The 14984-nt window shown below is 68.7% G+C and carries 16 protein-coding genes; 8 read left to right on the forward strand and 8 right to left on the reverse strand.

Annotated elements, in window-relative coordinates:
- Positions 1-44: 44 nt before the first annotated feature.
- Positions 45-920 carry a hypothetical protein gene (locus ACUKCB_RS06770; protein WP_473039627.1) on the reverse strand — a complete coding sequence of 292 codons (876 nt, stop codon included), beginning with the start codon at positions 918-920 and terminating at the stop codon, positions 45-47.
- A 205-nt stretch (positions 921-1125) separates the two neighbouring features.
- Here ACUKCB_RS06770 and ACUKCB_RS06775 point away from each other — a divergent pair, with 205 nt between their 5' ends.
- Positions 1126-2127, forward strand: a complete 1002-nt coding sequence (locus tag ACUKCB_RS06775) for an ArsR/SmtB family transcription factor (RefSeq protein WP_473039628.1) — start codon at positions 1126-1128, stop codon at positions 2125-2127.
- A 331-nt stretch (positions 2128-2458) separates the two neighbouring features.
- Here ACUKCB_RS06775 and ACUKCB_RS06780 read toward each other — a convergent pair whose 3' ends face one another.
- Both ACUKCB_RS06780 and ACUKCB_RS06785 read right to left on the reverse strand, forming a co-directional pair.
- Positions 2459-2992 (reverse strand): NUDIX domain-containing protein, encoded by a 534-nt coding sequence (locus ACUKCB_RS06780; protein ID WP_473039629.1) that lies wholly within the window; start codon positions 2990-2992, stop codon positions 2459-2461.
- A 60-nt stretch (positions 2993-3052) separates the two neighbouring features.
- A complete protein-coding gene (locus ACUKCB_RS06785) occupies positions 3053-3472 on the reverse strand; it encodes a RidA family protein (protein ID WP_473039630.1) in 420 nt (139 codons plus the stop codon).
- 80 nt (positions 3473-3552) lie between these two features.
- On the opposite strand from ACUKCB_RS06785, the gene ACUKCB_RS06790 reads away from it, so the two are divergent.
- The gene (locus tag ACUKCB_RS06790; protein WP_473039631.1) at positions 3553-3927 is read left to right on the forward strand and encodes a winged helix-turn-helix transcriptional regulator; all 375 of its coding nucleotides are present in this window, start codon (positions 3553-3555) and stop codon (positions 3925-3927) included.
- A 179-nt stretch (positions 3928-4106) separates the two neighbouring features.
- Here ACUKCB_RS06790 and ACUKCB_RS06795 read toward each other — a convergent pair whose 3' ends face one another.
- Complete coding sequence (locus ACUKCB_RS06795) at positions 4107-6374, reverse strand: ATP-binding cassette domain-containing protein (protein ID WP_473040948.1); 2268 nt, start codon at positions 6372-6374, stop codon at positions 4107-4109.
- A 103-nt stretch (positions 6375-6477) separates the two neighbouring features.
- On the opposite strand from ACUKCB_RS06795, the gene ACUKCB_RS06800 reads away from it, so the two are divergent.
- Together ACUKCB_RS06800 and ACUKCB_RS06805 are read left to right on the forward strand one after the other, a co-directional pair.
- Positions 6478-7320 carry a TetR/AcrR family transcriptional regulator gene (locus tag ACUKCB_RS06800; RefSeq protein ID WP_473039632.1) on the forward strand — a complete coding sequence of 281 codons (843 nt, stop codon included), beginning with the start codon at positions 6478-6480 and terminating at the stop codon, positions 7318-7320.
- Between the two features lie 67 nt (positions 7321-7387).
- Positions 7388-7948 carry a pyridoxamine 5'-phosphate oxidase family protein gene (locus tag ACUKCB_RS06805; RefSeq protein WP_473039633.1) on the forward strand — a complete coding sequence of 187 codons (561 nt, stop codon included), beginning with the start codon at positions 7388-7390 and terminating at the stop codon, positions 7946-7948.
- A gap of 193 nt (positions 7949-8141) precedes the next feature.
- On the opposite strand, the gene ACUKCB_RS06810 is transcribed toward ACUKCB_RS06805, so the two are convergent.
- On the reverse strand, positions 8142-8906 hold the full coding sequence (locus ACUKCB_RS06810; protein ID WP_473039634.1) for a class I SAM-dependent methyltransferase: 765 nt from the start codon (positions 8904-8906) through the stop codon (positions 8142-8144).
- A gap of 98 nt (positions 8907-9004) precedes the next feature.
- Between ACUKCB_RS06810 and ACUKCB_RS06815 the strand changes: the two genes are divergently transcribed.
- Positions 9005-9469 (forward strand): pyridoxamine 5'-phosphate oxidase family protein, encoded by a 465-nt coding sequence (locus ACUKCB_RS06815; protein WP_473039635.1) that lies wholly within the window; start codon positions 9005-9007, stop codon positions 9467-9469.
- 85 nt (positions 9470-9554) lie between these two features.
- Here ACUKCB_RS06815 and ACUKCB_RS06820 read toward each other — a convergent pair whose 3' ends face one another.
- The gene (locus ACUKCB_RS06820) at positions 9555-10415 is read right to left on the reverse strand and encodes a helix-turn-helix domain-containing protein (RefSeq protein ID WP_473039636.1); all 861 of its coding nucleotides are present in this window, start codon (positions 10413-10415) and stop codon (positions 9555-9557) included.
- Between the two features lie 142 nt (positions 10416-10557).
- On the opposite strand from ACUKCB_RS06820, the gene ACUKCB_RS06825 reads away from it, so the two are divergent.
- Entirely contained in the window at positions 10558-11496 is a 939-nt protein-coding gene (locus tag ACUKCB_RS06825; RefSeq protein WP_473039637.1) for an alpha/beta hydrolase, read from the forward strand.
- Between the two features lie 184 nt (positions 11497-11680).
- On the opposite strand, the gene ACUKCB_RS06830 is transcribed toward ACUKCB_RS06825, so the two are convergent.
- Positions 11681-12655, reverse strand: coding sequence for a DNA-binding protein (locus ACUKCB_RS06830; protein ID WP_473039638.1), 975 nt, complete (start codon positions 12653-12655; stop codon positions 11681-11683).
- Between the two features lie 695 nt (positions 12656-13350).
- On the opposite strand from ACUKCB_RS06830, the gene ACUKCB_RS06835 reads away from it, so the two are divergent.
- Positions 13351-13671 carry a MerR family transcriptional regulator gene (locus ACUKCB_RS06835; RefSeq protein ID WP_473039639.1) on the forward strand — a complete coding sequence of 107 codons (321 nt, stop codon included), beginning with the start codon at positions 13351-13353 and terminating at the stop codon, positions 13669-13671.
- Positions 13672-13795: 124 nt separating this feature from the next.
- Here the strand turns inward: ACUKCB_RS06835 and ACUKCB_RS06840 are convergent, their stop codons facing one another.
- Positions 13796-14302 (reverse strand): DinB family protein, encoded by a 507-nt coding sequence (locus tag ACUKCB_RS06840; protein WP_473039641.1) that lies wholly within the window; start codon positions 14300-14302, stop codon positions 13796-13798.
- 303 nt (positions 14303-14605) lie between these two features.
- On the opposite strand from ACUKCB_RS06840, the gene ACUKCB_RS06845 reads away from it, so the two are divergent.
- A complete protein-coding gene (locus tag ACUKCB_RS06845) occupies positions 14606-14950 on the forward strand; it encodes a hypothetical protein (RefSeq protein ID WP_473039642.1) in 345 nt (114 codons plus the stop codon).
- The last annotated feature ends 34 nt before the right edge of the window (positions 14951-14984 follow it).

The raw sequence follows: 14984 nt of genomic DNA on the forward strand, positions 1-14984 counted from the left end.
TCTTGCCTTTCTCGCCGTGTCTCTTACTCCTCCGGGGGTGGGGGTCACCCCCGGAGTTCGGGGCCCTCGGTCCGCTCCGCCTCACCGACGACGGCGCGGGCCCGGGGCAGGGCGTCAAGTTGCAGACGCCGCTGCGTCTCCAGCGCGGAGCGATGGCGCTCGCGCAGTTCCTGGCTGTGCTGTTCGTCCAGGTCCGCCACGGTCCCGGCCAGTCCGGAGTCCACGGCACAGCGGGCCTCCGCCAGTGCGAGCCCGATCTCCTCCTGCCGGGGCAGGGGGTCCTGCGGTGGAGGCAGGGCGGCGCGGATGTCGGCCGGTGTGGCGTAGTCGTGTCCGGCGGCGCGCATGCAGTCCGCCCAGGGCCGGACGGCCTCCAGGTAGCGCGGATCGTTGACCACGCCCTGGTGGCGGAGCGCGGGAAGGGCGTCGACGGTGGTTCGGGCCTGGAACCAGGAGGCCAGGTCGCCGTAGAGTTCTCTGTCAGCCTGTGACTGGCACCCCTGGTCGCTGCGGCCGAGTTCCATCCCGTCGGGTGTGGTCGCCGTCAGTCCGACCGGACTGGGCCCGTTGGCGGCCACCAGCGCTTGGGCCCGGCGCTCGGGAGACAGGCTCTCGAAGTAGCGCTCGTTGGGGTCGTTCTCGCGCAGTTCCGCGACCTCGCGCTGAAGAGCGGTTCCGTAGCCGTACTCAGAGGCCCATTCCGGATCGTCGATGACGTAACGGAATTCCTCGAAATCGGCGACAGTGTCGTCCGAAACGACCTGGTATTCAAATCCGCGGCTTTCCATGCATTCTCGGAGCAGGAGTTGCCCGGCCATCTCCAGCAGGTTCTCCTCCTCTGGCGTGACGTCCCGCGCGTGCGTGCCCCGGTCCTCGTGGTCAGCGGTGCAGGAGGTGGCGAGAAGGCTGGTGAGGGCCAAGACAGCGAGAGGCGTGCGAGCACCTCCCGCGCGGGCTGCCCGACGCCTGTCACGCCCGGACGCCGCTTCCTCTTTCATGGAATTCCCTCCCTGCCCGCACCACTCACCCTTCGCTGCTTTCCTGGTTATTATTAACACTCGTTTTCGGGTTCGTGCGTACGTTTTCCTCCTGGCGACAACATGGCCATAAGCGGGAAAGTCCGAAATGTCAAAAACCAGCACAAAGCTGCGCATTTATTTCAGCAGTGACGACCTCATGCGCCTGCGCCTGGCCGACTCCGCCAACCCCCTGTGGGAGACCGTCAACAGCCTCCACATGCTGCAGCACAGGCAGGGCGCCCTGTTCTTCGACGAATGGCGGAAAGCCGTGCACCGGACGCTGCTGGACGGCGGCCCCCGGGAACGGACGTTGCGGTTGCTGTTGGCGCTGGCCCCCTACGGGAACTACTGCCCCGACTTCCTCACCCCGACCGATGCGGACCCCGACCCCGATCTCGGTATCGAGTCCGTGCTGACCACACCGGTCCCCCGAATCCGTCAGGAGCTGGGCACCCTGGCCGACCACGTCCGTTCGCCCTCGCCACTCGGCTGGCTGGCCTCGGGCGAGGCCGGATCCATGCGCCTGCTCGGCGGAGCCCTTCGCACCTACCACCGCGCCGCGCTCGCGCCGTTCTGGACTCGGATCCACGCCCAGGTACACACGGACCTGGTGCACCGTGCACGTGCCCTGCGGGGCGGGGGCTCCGAAGCGCTCCTGGCCTCTCTGGGCCCCACCGCGCTCTGGAGGTCACCCGTTCTGGAGACCGACTACCCCTTCGACCGTGAACTCCACCTGCAAGGCCGCGGCCTGCTCCTGGTGCCCTCCTTCTTCTGCTGGGGCAGGCCCGTGGCGCTCGCCGACCCCGGTCTCCCTCCGGTACTGGTCCACCCGATCGAGCACAGCCTCGGCTGGGCACGACCGGCCCCGCACCCAGTCGGCCTCGCCCCGCTCCTGGGACCCACGCGCTCCCGGCTCCTGGAGCTGGTGGCCGAGGGCGGGGTGTGCACCACGACGGGCCTGGCCCGCAGGCTCACCGTTTCCCCCGCCACGGCGAGCAAGCACTTGAACGTGCTCCGCGAGGCCCACCTCGTGCAGAGCCGTCAGGAGGGCCGATACGTGCTGCACAGCGTCACCGGCCTGGGTCTGGGCCTGCTGCGAAGGTCGTGAGCTCTTGCGCCTCCGTGCAGCCGGACGACTCGCCCGCAGTCGGTGCCCTGCGTTTCACGGGAGGGGGCGCACCCGGGCCCGGACCGTGGTGAGAGCCCGCCCGGCCCGAGGGCTTCGGCTCGTTGAAGACCCGACGGGCTCGAAAGCGAGCGCGTCCTCGTACGGGTGCTGTTCCGCCCGGGGCACGCTGAAGCCGTCGGCCCAGGAACCGCTTCCCAGGAAGGGGCATGCCCCGACCGGAGAAGAGGTCGCGCAACCGCAGACTGCCGCGACAGAGCCCTGCGGATGAATTCGTCACAACACGTGAGGCCAGTTGCGCATTGTGAGCAGCCTAGACCCACACGTAGTTGTCGTCGGTGACCGCTGCCAGGGCGGCGTCGGCGACAACCGCGTGAGGATCGGGCAGAGCGGCCAGAGCCGGTCCGATCGGCGGAAAGAGCGGTAGGTCTGCGGTTCTGCGGTAGTCCACCCACTCGACGACGCCCACCTCGTGGCCCCCGCCGGGTAGCTCGTCGTACTCCTCGGTCGCAAGTACGTCGCGCATCTCAGGGGTGACGTGCAGGCGGTAGAGCAGGTGGAGCTTGCGCGGCGGGGTGGGTCCCGGCCGGGTGACGCGCTGGTCCACCACCCACAGCAGCTCCGGCGTGCCGACCCGGTCCGGGGGCAGCTCCAGCTCCTCGTGCAGTTCGCGCCGGAGCGCGGCCTGCAGATCCTCGCCGGGTTCGACGTTCCCGCCGGGTGGCGTGTAATGGACGGAGCCGGGGCGGTCGCGGCGGATGAGCGCGACCTCCTCCTCGCAGAACACCAGGGCGCCCACTCGGATCTTGATGCGGGAGAAGGGTGCGGGGGCGGATGAATTCGTCATGCGGGCCAGTATTGCGGGGCGGCCTCCGGTCCGAACGAACTCGGAGGCTGCCGACGACGGTCAGTCCAGGACGGCGTACGCCTCGACCTCGACGAGCACGTCGGGCTCGAACAGGTAGTCGACGCCGATGGCCGACACCGGAGGCAGCGGCTGCGGAAGTCCGAGTTCGTCGGTGACGTTCTCGATGCCCGCCATGAACGCGCCCACCTTCTCTCCCTTGTCAGGACCCCAGCCGGTGAGGAAGAAGCGCAGGCGTACGACGTCGGAGAAGGTCGCCCCCGCGCCGGCCAGGCCGCGCGCGGCGTTGCGCAGGACCTGTTCGACCTGGCCGGTCAGATCACCCGTGGCGATGAGGTCGGCGTCGGAGTCGCGCGCGATCTGACCGGCCACGTGCACCTGACGGGTGCCCGTGCCGATCGCAACGTGGTGGTAGGGGACGGGCTGGAACATGCCCTCGGGGGTCAGCAGCTGCACACTCATGGAAGGTTCCTCCGTTTGGCGTTTTTCGGTATCCAATGTCTACTAGGTAGCCAAAGGGAACCTCAACGAGACCAGGTGTCATGCAGGAAACCGCCCAATCCCCGGCCACCCCGCCCCAGATCAGCGCGGAGCACCGAGAACTGCTCGACCAGATACTCGACAAGTGGTCGCTCCACGTGCTCGACCGGCTGTGCGAGCAGCCCTCGCGCTTCAACGAACTGCGCCGGGCGATCCCCGCCGTCACCCAGAAGTCCCTCACCGCGACCCTGCGGCGCCTGGAGCGCAACGGGATGGTCGATCGGATCGTGGTGAGCACGCGCCCGCTCGCCGTCGAGTACCGCATCTCATCGCTCGGAAAGACGCTCCAGGACCTCATCGATGCGTTGCTGCGCTGGACCACGGTCAACATGCCCGAGGTCGAGCGCGCACGCGAGCGGTTCGACGACCAGGCCTGAACAGGCGGCCCGCGGCCGTAGCAGGGCTGTGCTCAGAGCAGTCGGTACATGACGTGCAGACCGACGTAGCCGTGCACGGGATGGCGGAAGCCCTCCGACAGCGTGCCCGCCACGACCGCGTTGAAATTCGGGGCCCGGCCCGGGAGACGGGCCCCACACCGCGTGGCGTCGTCCTCGCCCTAACCGTCCTGTGCCTGGAGCCCCAGGTAGGCGCGCAGGTGGCGGGCGGTCAGGGTCTCCGCCCCGTCCACCAGCTCGGCGGGGGTGCCCTCGAACACGATCCGGCCGCCGTCGTGGCCCGCTCCGGGGCCGAGGTCGATGACGTGGTCGGCATGGGCCATGACGGCCTGGTGGTGCTCGATCACCACCACCGTGTTGCCGTCGTCCACCAGTCGGTCCAACAGCGCCAGCAGCCGGTCCACGTCGGCCAGGTGCAGGCCGGTGGTGGGCTCGTCGAGCACGTACACCGCGCCCTTCCTGGCCATGGAGACGGCCAGTTTCAGGCGCTGGCGCTCACCACCGGACAGGGTGGTCAGCGGTTGGCCCAACCCCAGGTATCCCAGGCCCACGTCGTACATCCGGTCCAGGATGGTGCGGGCGTTGCCCGAGGGAAAGAAGTCGCGCGCCTCCACCACGGACATGGCCAGCACCTGGCTGATGTCCCTGCCGCGGAGCTTGTGTTCGAGTACCTCGGCCTTGAACCGGCGCCCCTCACACTTCTCGCAGGTGGAGGCGACCCCGGCCATCATCGCCAGGTCGGTGTAGATGACCCCGGCCCCCTTGCACTCACCGCACGCCCCCTCGGAGTTCGCACTGAACAGGGAGGACTTGACCTTGTTGGCGCGGGCGAAGGCGGTGCGGATCGGGTCCAGCAGCCCGGTGTAGGTGGCCGGGTTGGAGCGGCGCGACCCCCGGATCGCCGACTGGTCGACCACCACCACGTCCTCGCGGCCGGGCAGCGCCCCGTGGATGAGTGAGCTCTTGCCCGAACCCGCCACCCCGGTGACCACGGTGAGCACACCCAACGGGATGTCCACCGACACGTCCCGCAGGTTGTGCGAGCTGGCCCCGCGGATGGGGATGGCCCCGGTGGGGGTGCGCACGCTCTCCCGGAGCTGGGCCCGGTGGTCCAGGTGGCGCCCGGTCAGCGTGCCCGACTCGCGCAGCCCGGCCACGTCCCCGGTGTAGGTGACCGTGCCGCCGTCGGGCCCGGCGCCCGGGCCCAGGTCCACGACGTGGTCCGCGATGGCGATGGTCTCGGGCTTGTGCTCGACCACCAGTACGGTGTTGCCGTTGTCGCGCAGGCTGAGCAGGAGGTTGTTCATCCGCTCGATGTCGTGCGGGTGCAGGCCCACGGTGGGCTCGTCGAAGACGTAGGTGACGTCGCTGAGGCTGGAGCCCAGGTGGCGGACCATCTTGACCCGCTGGGCCTCGCCGCCGGACAGCGTGCCCGACTCCCGGTCCAGGCTCAGGTAGCCCAACCCCACCTCCACCAGGGAGCCCAGGGTGTGGGCGAGGTTGTCCACGAGCGGTTTGACGGAGGGCTCGTCGATGCCCCGGACGAACTCGGCCAGGTCGCTGATCTGCATGGAGGCGCACTCGGTGATGGTGTGCCCGTTGACCCTGACCTGCCGTGCCGCGGCGTTGAGCCGGGTACCCGCGCACTCGGGGCAGACCGAGAAGACCACGGCCCGGTCCACGAAGGCGCGGATGGAGGCCTGCATCTTCTCCCGGTCCTTGGCCAGGTAGGTCCGTTTGATCTTGGGGACCAGGCCCTCGTAGGACAGGTTGCTGGTGCCGACCTTCACCTTGGTGACGGGCTGGTACAGGAAGGACTGCCACTCCTCGTCGGTGTAGTCGCGCAGCTTCCGGTCCGGGTCCAGCAGTCCGGAGTGGGCGAAGACCTGCCAGTACCAGTTGCCGACCGCGTACCCGGGGACCGTGATGGCTCCCTCGTTCAGGGACAGGTCCCGGTCGTAGAGTTCCTGCACGTCGATCTGGTTGGTGCGGCCCAACCCCTCGCACTCGGGGCACATGCCTTCGGAGTTGTTGAAGCTGAAGACACTGGAGGGTTCCAGGCGCGGGGTGCCCGCCCGGCTGAAGACGATCCGCAGCATCGCGTGGGCGTCGGTGGCGGTGCCCACGGTCGAGCGCGAGTTGGCGCCCATCCGCTCCTGGTCCACGAGGATCGCCGCGCTGAGGTTGCGCAGTGCGTCCACGTCCGGTCGGCCCACACTCGGCATGAAGGACTGCAGGAAAGCTGTGTAGGTTTCGTTGATCAGCCGCTGGGACTCGGCGGCGATGGTGCCGAAGACGAGTGATGACTTGCCCGAGCCGGACAGGCCGGTGAAGACGCTCAGCCTCCGCTTGGGGATGTCCAGGGAGACGTTGTCGAGGTTGTTCTCCCTGGCCCCGCGGACCTCGATGGTGTCGTGGGTGTCCGCCATGGTGGTGGGTTCGGAAGGCAAGCTGCTCCTCAGGGTCCTGGTAAATCCTTATGCGGTAAACTAACAGCCAGCGAACATTAGTTTATTCCGTAAGGAGATGCAAGTGGTGGTCTACGCCGGACAGGGCGATCCACGCCGCTCCATGTCACTGCTGTGGCGCGGCCAGGAACCGGCCGAACGCACCGGCCCCGGCCCCAAGGCACAGCTGAGCGTGGACCTGGTGGTGGAGACCGCCATCGAGGTCGCCGACACCGAGGGCATGCAGGCCCTGTCCATGCGCGCCGTGGGTGAACGGCTCGGCCGCACCGCCATGTCCCTGTACACCTATGTGGCCAGCAAGAACGAACTCATCGACCTCATGTACGACCACGCCTTCGGTGAACTGGTACGTGAGTGGGAGGAGCACCTCCCCGAGGCGCCCACCCTGCAGGACACCGACGACAGAACGGGCTGGCGCGAGGCCGTCCTCGACTGGGCCGGGAACCTGTGGCGCTTCTACCTGCGCCACCCCTGGAGCCTGGAGATCTCCCAGGCACGGCCGGTCCTGGGGCCCAACGACTACCGGCTCTTCGAAGCGTTGGCCGCGGTCCTCCACCGCGCGGGACTCGGCCCCAAGGCCATCAGCAGCGCCTACGGCAGCCTGTTCAACCTGGTCCGAGGCATGGTCCGTACCGCCGCGGAGGCCCGCCAGGCCCAGGCCGTGACGGGGATCGCCGAGGACGAGTGGTGGTACGCCCGCTCCGCCCAACTGGAGGAGGTGGCGGTGGACTTTTCCGAACGCTTCCCCACCCTGACCCTGATGAGCCAGGGCGGCGCCTTCGACAACGCGGATCCCGAGGAGCCCTACCTGGAGCAGGAAGCCTGGGAGACCTTCCGCTTCGGCCTCAACGCGCTGCTGGACGGCATCCAGAGCCAGATCGACGAATCCTCGTCCGCCGCCCCCTGAGTCGCACGGCCCCCGGCCGTGCGACCTTCCCGCGGCCGGGGAACACCCGCGTGCCACACTTTCGGCCATGGGAAAGATCCACGAGACCATCGGGCCCCGGCTGGAACGGTTCCTCCTCGACCAACCGGTCTTCTTCGTCGGCACGGCACCGCTGGACTCCCAGGGCCACGTCAACGTCTCCCCCAAAGGAATGGGCGGCACCTTCGCCGTGCTCGGCGAACGCCGGGTGGCCTACCTCGACTACACCGGTTCGGGCACCGAGACCATCGCCCACCTGCGGGAGAACGGCCGCATCGTGCTGATGTTCTGTGCGTTCGAGGGACCGCCGAACATCGTCCGCCTCCACGGGCAGGGCCGCGCCGTCCTGCCCGGCACCCCCGAGTTCGACGAACTGCGCCCCCACTTCCCCAAGGAGCGCACCCTTGGCCAGCGTTCGATCATCGTGGTCGAGGTCCAGCGCATCGCGGACTCCTGCGGGTTCTCCGTTCCCCTGATGGACCTGCGCGAGGACCGCGACCTGTTGGACCGGCACCACGAACGCAACGGCCCGGATTACTTCGACAACTACTGGCTCGAACGCAACGCCGCCAGTATCGACGGCCTGCCCGGGGTGCCCCCGCCCAGGTGAATCCGGGCGCTCCTGAGGAGCACCGCGGATCAGCAGGAGCTCAGCAGGAACAACAGCAGCGCGGTCAGCGCGATCGAGACCAGCAGGGACGTCATACAGCCCCACCGGCTGTTGTAGAAGACGAACATGGGCACCTCCCTCAGCTCCGTGAGCTTTCCGGTGCCCCGTATCTACCCCGACCCGGCGACGGTTCTCAGGCCGGGCGGGCGAAGGTGATGATCTCCGGGCTCGTGTCGGTGAGCGGGCTGCGGTCCCAGTACCCGTACTGCGCGCTCACCGCCAGCCCGGCCCCGGCCAGGAAACCGTTGAGGGTCTTCGCGTCCAGGAACCGCAGGGTGCTGCGGCTGGCCTGGGGTTGCGTCCAGCCCTCGACACTGAAGTCGGAGGTAAAGGTGACCAGGTCGCCCTCGACCCCGCGCAGACGGTGCACACAGGTGGCCCTGCGCCCGTCCGGGCCCGTCACGGTGCGCGCCCGTTCGGGGTTCCAGGCTTCCCAGCCCCGCACGGCGGGGTTGCGGGTCTCGAACACGAACCGGCCATCGTCGGTCAGCATCCTGCGCGCTGCGGCCAGGTTGGCGTGCACCTCCTCGTCGGTGAGGAACACCTGAAAGGCGTGCCCGGACATGATGACCAGGTCGAACGCGCCCTCCTCCAGCGGTTCGGCCTCCCCGTCGTAGGGACCCGCGACCAGATCGCCCAGGGTCCACTCGATGTCGTCCCGCTCGCGGCGGCCCACCTCCAGCATCGCGTCGGCCGGATCCAGCCCCACCAGGCGTCCCGTATGACCGCGGTCGCGCGCCACCCGCTGGATCTTGCCGGTCCCGCATCCCACGTCCAGGACCGAGCGGGCTCCCATCACCAGGTCGAGGTAGAAGTCGTCCTGTGGGGAGACTTGCCAGTGGTCGAAGTAGTCGTAGAGCTCGGCCAGGTTCGGGTGGGAGAAGCATCGATCGACCATCCGCACATTGTGGCGCTCCGGCCCCCTGCGGCCAACGGGTTTTCCACAGCCTTCGGGCACCTCTTCTCCCGTGCTTGATCGCGACCTAGCCTGAAGGGGTGACCAACACCCCTGGCAGCCCTCGGCAGGACCATCCCTTCGACGTCGACGCCTTCCTTGCCCGACCCCTGGTCGCCCGGGTGGCCACCACCAACGCCTCCGGCGAACCCACGGTCAGACCGGTCTGGTTTCTGTGGGAGCAGGGATGCTTGTGGTGGATCACCGGGGAGTACGCGGTCATGGCCGAGCACCTGGAACGCGACCCGCGTACCGCCGTGGTGGTGGATACCTGCGACCTGGAGCGGATGGAGTTCCTCCAGGTGATCATGCGGGGCAGAGCCGAGGTGGTGCCCTTTGCCCCGGCGCTCGCCCGACGGAAGCTGAGCCGTTATCTGGGCGAGGACGAAACGGCCTGGCATCCGGACTTCCGGCACTACGCCGACGACGCGCGCCTGGTCCGTTTCCGACCCGAGCGCACCGTCGTCAAGGACCTGTCCAAGACCATGCCGTCCGTGAGCGCATGAAGCATCCTGTGCGGCGGATGCACGACTTCGAACTCGCTTCCGGGAAAGGCGTCGCCCCGCCACGGTATGAGCCCGCTCGGAGCACTCAAGCTTCGGGCGCACCTCGCGACGCCGAGACGAGGGTTGCCAGGGCTTGGGCGTCAGGGCTTCCGGCCTCGGCCGACCACAGAATGAGCTGCTGTCGTGCCGCGCCTGCGTAACTGAAGGAGTCCCAGTTCAGGCGCATCCGTCCTGCGGTGGGATGGAGCATGACCTTGGCTCCGAAATCCTGCTCCGCGACGCGGTGCTCGGCCCACCATCGGCGAAAGTCGTCGCTGGCGATGGAGAGCCGCCCAACGAGGCCGGCCAGTTCCGGGTCGTCGGGGTTGTCCGCGGCCTCACGTCGGAGGATCCCCACGCACGTGCGTGCGACAGAGCTCCAGTCCTCGTACAGGTCCCTCATCTCGGGCGTGGTGAAGGTGATCGAGACATAGTTGCGTTCGGTGGCTGGAAGCCGCGCGAAGTCGGTGATCAACGTTGCGGCGGGTCCGTTCCAGGCAAGGACGTCCATCCGGGGCCCGAGGACGAGAGCCGGGAGTTCGGTGAGCTGGTCCAGCAACAGCTGGAGCCGGTTGTGGGCGGCCTCTCGCCCCGGCACTGTCATCACGTAGCCGCGGGCGTGGTTGAGGAGGTCCTCGGCGTAGGCCCTCTGCTCCGAGGACAGCGCGAAGGTTCGGCACAGGGTCGCGAAGACCTGGTCGGACGGGGCGAGTCGCCCCTGCTCGACCCGCGTGTAGTAGTCGACGCTGACCGCGGCCAGTTGCGCCACCTCCTCCCGCCTCAGGCCAGCGACGCGTCGTCGTCCGGCGGCGCTCACGACGTGTGCGGGGATCGCGCCCGGGGAGATCTCGCCGCGTCGGGCGCGGAAGAACTCACCTAGGGCCTTGAGCTGGGGTGACGAGGACATAACGTCACCCTAGAGCGGGTCCGCACCCGTTGTCCTGGGACAGATCGTTCCTGGGTGGGAACGTGGACTGGTTCGGCTCCCGGTCAGGCCGGAGGGTGGATGTCACGACGGGGAACACCCCAGCCACGACAGAGGGGGCACCATGACCACCGGGGCCATCGAGCACATCACGTTCCGCAACTCCGACATGTACTGGGACATCGCAGCGGACCTCCACTTCCCGCCGGACTTCGACACGTCGAAGTCCTACCCGGCGATCGTCGCGGCGCATCCGATCGGAAGCTGCAAGGAGCAGACCGCCGGCAACGTCTACGCCCCCGCACTCGCAGCGGCCGGGCACGTGGTGATCGCGTTCGACGCCGGCTTCCAGGGTGCCAGTGGCGGTGTGCCAAGGTTCCTGGAAGACCCGTCCCAGCGGGTCCAGGACTTCAGCCGCGTCGTCGACCACCTCGTCACGCTGCCGTATGTCGACGAGGACCGCATCGGTGTGCTCGGCGTCTGCGGTGGCGGCGGGTACACGCTGGCTGCGGCGAAGACCGAGAAGCGTTTCAACGCCGTCGTGTCGATCACCGGGGTGAACTTCGGTCGCATGCAGCGCGACATGGCCCGGCAGAACGGCGGGATCCGACCGGCGCTCGAGGGCATCGCCCAGCAGCGCACAGCTGAGGCCCGCGGGACGGAGAGCGCGGTCAACGGCTTCCTGCCCGAGACGGCCGAGGCGGCAAAGCAGACCGGGGACATCGACATCATCGAAGCCTTCGACTACTACCGGACCGATCGGGGCCGGGCTGAGAACGGCTGTGTGCTCTTCGAAGCCGCGCACGGCACGACCGCGCTGGGGTGGGACGCATTCCATCTGGCCGAGGAGCTTCTGGACCAGCCCCTGCTGATCGTGGTCGGCGACAAGCAGGGCGCGTTCGGCGCCTACCGCGACGGCCACGAGATCTACGAGAGGGCCGCTTCTGCGGACAAGCAGCTTCTCGAGCTCGAGAACGTCTCCCACTACGACCTCTACGACCGCCCCAACGGGGCAGGAGAGGCCCTGAAGAGGGTCGTTCCGTTCTTCACCGAAAAGCTCTGACCTTCCACGGGCCGGAACCAGGCCAGGACAGGGGCCGATCATCAGGCACTCACCCGGGTCGGGCCTTGTCCTGGCCGCCCCCGTACCGGAGATCCACAGTTCTGCGCGACATCCAGACTTGCTCGGACCGGTAGGCAACGAGCAGGACAGGCAGCCCCGGGGAGCATCGGGGCAGGGGCGCTGGTCAGAGCTGGCGGGCCGCCTCGCGCAGGGAGGGCCTGCGGCGGGCGCCGTCCAGCAGGCGGGCGGCATGGTCGAGTATGCGTCGGGTGCGCACCGAGGCCACCTCTCCCCGATGGGGCAGGACGTCGCGCACCAGTACGGTCTCGGCCTCGTCCCAGGAACGGGCTCTGGCAAGTGCACACAGCAGGCTCGCCCGGTAGACGGCGATCGATCGTCCGTGGTGCGGGGCTCCCCGGCAGGCGGCGTGGAAGAGTTCGGCGGCCTGCCCCCAGTCCCCGGCGTCGGCCAGGGTCATGGCGTGGTGCCAGCTGATCTCCGCCTCGGTCAGCCACCACGCCCATGCCGGATCCTCCGGTCGGGTCCCCTCCAGGTGGCGAGCGCGTGTGTGGCGGATCAGGAGTCGGGCGCGGGCGTGTTCGCCTGACTGGGCGGCGGCCCGCGCGGCACGGAGGGTGAACAAGGCGGCCGCGCTACCCCGGATACCGCCGGACAGCGCGGTGTCGCAGATCCGTGCGGCCTCGGCCGGTCGGCGGAGGTGGACGTCCTGCATGGCCAGCTGGCTGAGTACGAAGTACTCCATGGACCGGTCCCCGGCCGCCCGGGCGAGCCGCAGGGCCGTCACGCTCATCCGTCTGGACAGGTCCTGGTGTTCGGAGTCGAAGGCGATCCACCCGGCGACCTGGTGTGCCTCCGAGGCGGCTGCCATGACGTCCCTGTGCTCGACGAACCCTGTCGCGAGGGCACGGCGCGCCAGTGCGGCCGCCCCGACCGCCGTGTCCACCACGTCACGGGCACCGAAACTGGTGTCCAGGGCGATGATGCGTGCACTCGCGGCTCGTACCGCGACGGTCGTGTTCTCGGCCGCGCCTTTGCCGAGGGAATCAGGGGCCTCGTCCCAGGTGGGGCCGGTGCCCGGCCCTCCGGTCAGCTGGGGCTGTCCGTGTGCACCGGGGTCGGCGGGGGTTTCGAAGGTCATGCTCGGTCTCTCCCCCCGGCGAAATGTCCCCAACCGTCCTCCTCTGGCGGCCAGCTCGGATACCTCCTCGCGGGACACGAAAAAATCTATAGCGGCCACTGTAGACATCCCCTTGGGGTGCTGTTAGATTTCCTGTCGTAGGAACAGAGATCCACCAGCATGACCACCGGATACGCCGGTGGGAGCAGGACAGAAGTACCGCAGAAAGCGGCTTTCCGCCCGTACGGGGAAGGCCGTGCAGCAAGGAAGAGAGCAGGACGGCTCGACCAGCGTGCACGTGCTTCAAGGCGCTGGGAGCCGGTAGGACCGCAGTACGCATCACCGCAGGACGGAGTCCCGCCCGCACGGGGGACGCCGAGCAGGACGAAAGGTGCAGTAAGGCTTGACCGGCGCATGGTTGTAGGCGCCGGGGGCCGGTAGCACCGTAGTAGTGAGAAGTGCACGAATTGAGATCGAGAGGAGTAGTTGCCATCAGGATCGCCTGGGCGCGCGAGAACACAGCCCGGGTACCGCAGGCCCCGGTTCGGAAGAAGGTGGTCCACGGTCACACAACCGCGATCCCCGCTATCCCGTCCCAGCTTGACCTCGGGAAGCGGAAGACCGGCAGCTGCCGGTAGGTGGTAATGAACTCTCGGGCCCCAGCGCCGTTTGGTGCTGGGGCCCTCGACGTGCGATCAGGAGAGAAAGAGAAACGCTTGTCCCGTCCCGCAACCGGTGACCGGTTCGACGATGACGACTATCCCGCCTACACGGTGGGCAACGCCGCGGAGATGCTCGGCACCACGCCGGCGTTCCTGCGCGCTCTGGGTGAGGCCCGGCTGATCGAGCCGCTGCGCTCGGAGGGCGGACACCGCCGTTACTCCCGCTACCAGCTCAGGATCGCCGCCCGGGCGCGTGAACTCGTGGACGAGGGCACCCAGATCGAGGCCGCGTGCAGGATCATCATCCTGGAGGACCAGCTGGAGGAGGCCAAGCGCATGAACGAGGAACTGCGCGCCGCCGACCCACCCGACTGAGGGTGTACCGCCCGGAACCGGGTACCCGCCCGGGCCAGCTTTCGAACGGAAGGCCTCTTCCTGACACGGGGTGCGGCAGAGCCGGCACCGGAACCGCACGGGCCCGTGCGGGCCCGAGTGCCGGCTACTCCCCCGTGGCCCCGTCGATCCGCTCGCGAATGAGGTCGGCGTGACCGTTGTGGCGGGCGTACTCCTCGATCATATGCACCAGGATCCAGCGGTACGAGCAGTCCTCACCGTGCCGCTGGGCCTTGCCCACCGCGTCCAGCGACAGCCCCTCAGACACCACGTGGGCGTGCTCGATCTCGGCCCGCCACAGCGCGAAGGCCTCCTCGGGCGAGGCGGCATCCACGTCCAGGAAGTCACCGTCGGGGTTGTCGGGGGTCTTGACCGGGGAATGGTACTCCTCCCCGTTGAGGACGACGCGGAACCACATGTGCTCCACGTAGGCCATGTGCCGGACCAGGCCCAGCAGGGACATCGGTGAAGGCGGGGCGGAGCGTTCGCGTAGCTGCGGGGCGGACAGCCCCTGGCACTTGACCGCAAGGGTCTGGCGATGCCAGTCCAGCCAGTTGTTCAGCATCGTGCGCTCGTCGGCGATGAAGGGCGGGGCGGTGCGGGGATCGCTCATGAGCCGTGACCCTAGGGCCCCGCTCCGCTTCGGGCAATGAGTTTTCCGGCAACGGGTCTCCCGCTCCCCCCGCCACCGGCGATACCGGTCGTCGTCGGTGGGCGCACCGAACCGGCTCCGAGGTGTACCTTCGCCCCAGACAGCGGCATGGTCCCGGGCGACGGGGTCGACCACGAGCTCCCCCGGGTACGGCGGTGGCCGCGGCAACGGACTTCGGCGCGCCTGGCCTGACAGCGTGCGGGGAGACCGGATCCTGACCGGGGAGTGGAACACGGCCCACGGTTTCGAGGAAGGAGCGCACACATGAGCGACCGGATCCGCACCTTCGAGGTCATCGTGTCCGGTTACGCCGACTTCGAGGAGGTGATGGCGGCCAACAGCCGTGTGGCACTGCTGCTGTGCCCCGAACCCGACCACTCCGGCCCCTGCGAGGTCCCCTGGAGTCTGGCCGCGCGCACCGAGCCCGAGGAGGAGTACCCCGCGGGCACGGGGGAGAGCGTGGTCGCGGCCATCTGCGCCACCCAGGAAAGGGCCGAGCGGACGGCCGAGAGCATCGGCGTACTGCTGGGGCGTCCCGCCCGCCTCGTGGAGGCCGACCACGAGGAGTTGCTCGATCAGTACCGGGCCGAGCACGGCCTGACGGACTGACCCCGCGTCCGGTCGGCCAGCCGCACGGGCCGGT

This window comes from Nocardiopsis moroccensis, assembly GCF_055763695.1.

Excerpts from the sequence above, each read along its gene's own strand:
- ACUKCB_RS06775 (WP_473039628.1), top strand. The coding sequence starts at position 1,126 with ATGTCAAAAACCAGCACAAAGCTGCGCATTTATTTCAGCAGTGACGAC.
- ACUKCB_RS06780 (WP_473039629.1), bottom strand. The coding sequence starts at position 2,992 with ATGACGAATTCATCCGCCCCCGCACCCTTCTCCCGCATCAAGATCCGA.
- ACUKCB_RS06785 (WP_473039630.1), bottom strand. The coding sequence starts at position 3,472 with ATGAGTGTGCAGCTGCTGACCCCCGAGGGCATGTTCCAGCCCGTCCCC.
- ACUKCB_RS06790 (WP_473039631.1), top strand. The coding sequence starts at position 3,553 with ATGCAGGAAACCGCCCAATCCCCGGCCACCCCGCCCCAGATCAGCGCG.
- ACUKCB_RS06795 (WP_473040948.1), bottom strand. The coding sequence starts at position 6,374 with ATGGCGGACACCCACGACACCATCGAGGTCCGCGGGGCCAGGGAGAAC.
- ACUKCB_RS06805 (WP_473039633.1), top strand. The coding sequence starts at position 7,388 with ATGGGAAAGATCCACGAGACCATCGGGCCCCGGCTGGAACGGTTCCTC.
- ACUKCB_RS06810 (WP_473039634.1), bottom strand. The coding sequence starts at position 8,906 with ATGGTCGATCGATGCTTCTCCCACCCGAACCTGGCCGAGCTCTACGAC.
- ACUKCB_RS06820 (WP_473039636.1), bottom strand. The coding sequence starts at position 10,415 with ATGTCCTCGTCACCCCAGCTCAAGGCCCTAGGTGAGTTCTTCCGCGCC.
- ACUKCB_RS06825 (WP_473039637.1), top strand. The coding sequence starts at position 10,558 with ATGACCACCGGGGCCATCGAGCACATCACGTTCCGCAACTCCGACATG.
- ACUKCB_RS06830 (WP_473039638.1), bottom strand. The coding sequence starts at position 12,655 with ATGACCTTCGAAACCCCCGCCGACCCCGGTGCACACGGACAGCCCCAG.
- ACUKCB_RS06840 (WP_473039641.1), bottom strand. The coding sequence starts at position 14,302 with ATGAGCGATCCCCGCACCGCCCCGCCCTTCATCGCCGACGAGCGCACG.
- ACUKCB_RS06845 (WP_473039642.1), top strand. The coding sequence starts at position 14,606 with ATGAGCGACCGGATCCGCACCTTCGAGGTCATCGTGTCCGGTTACGCC.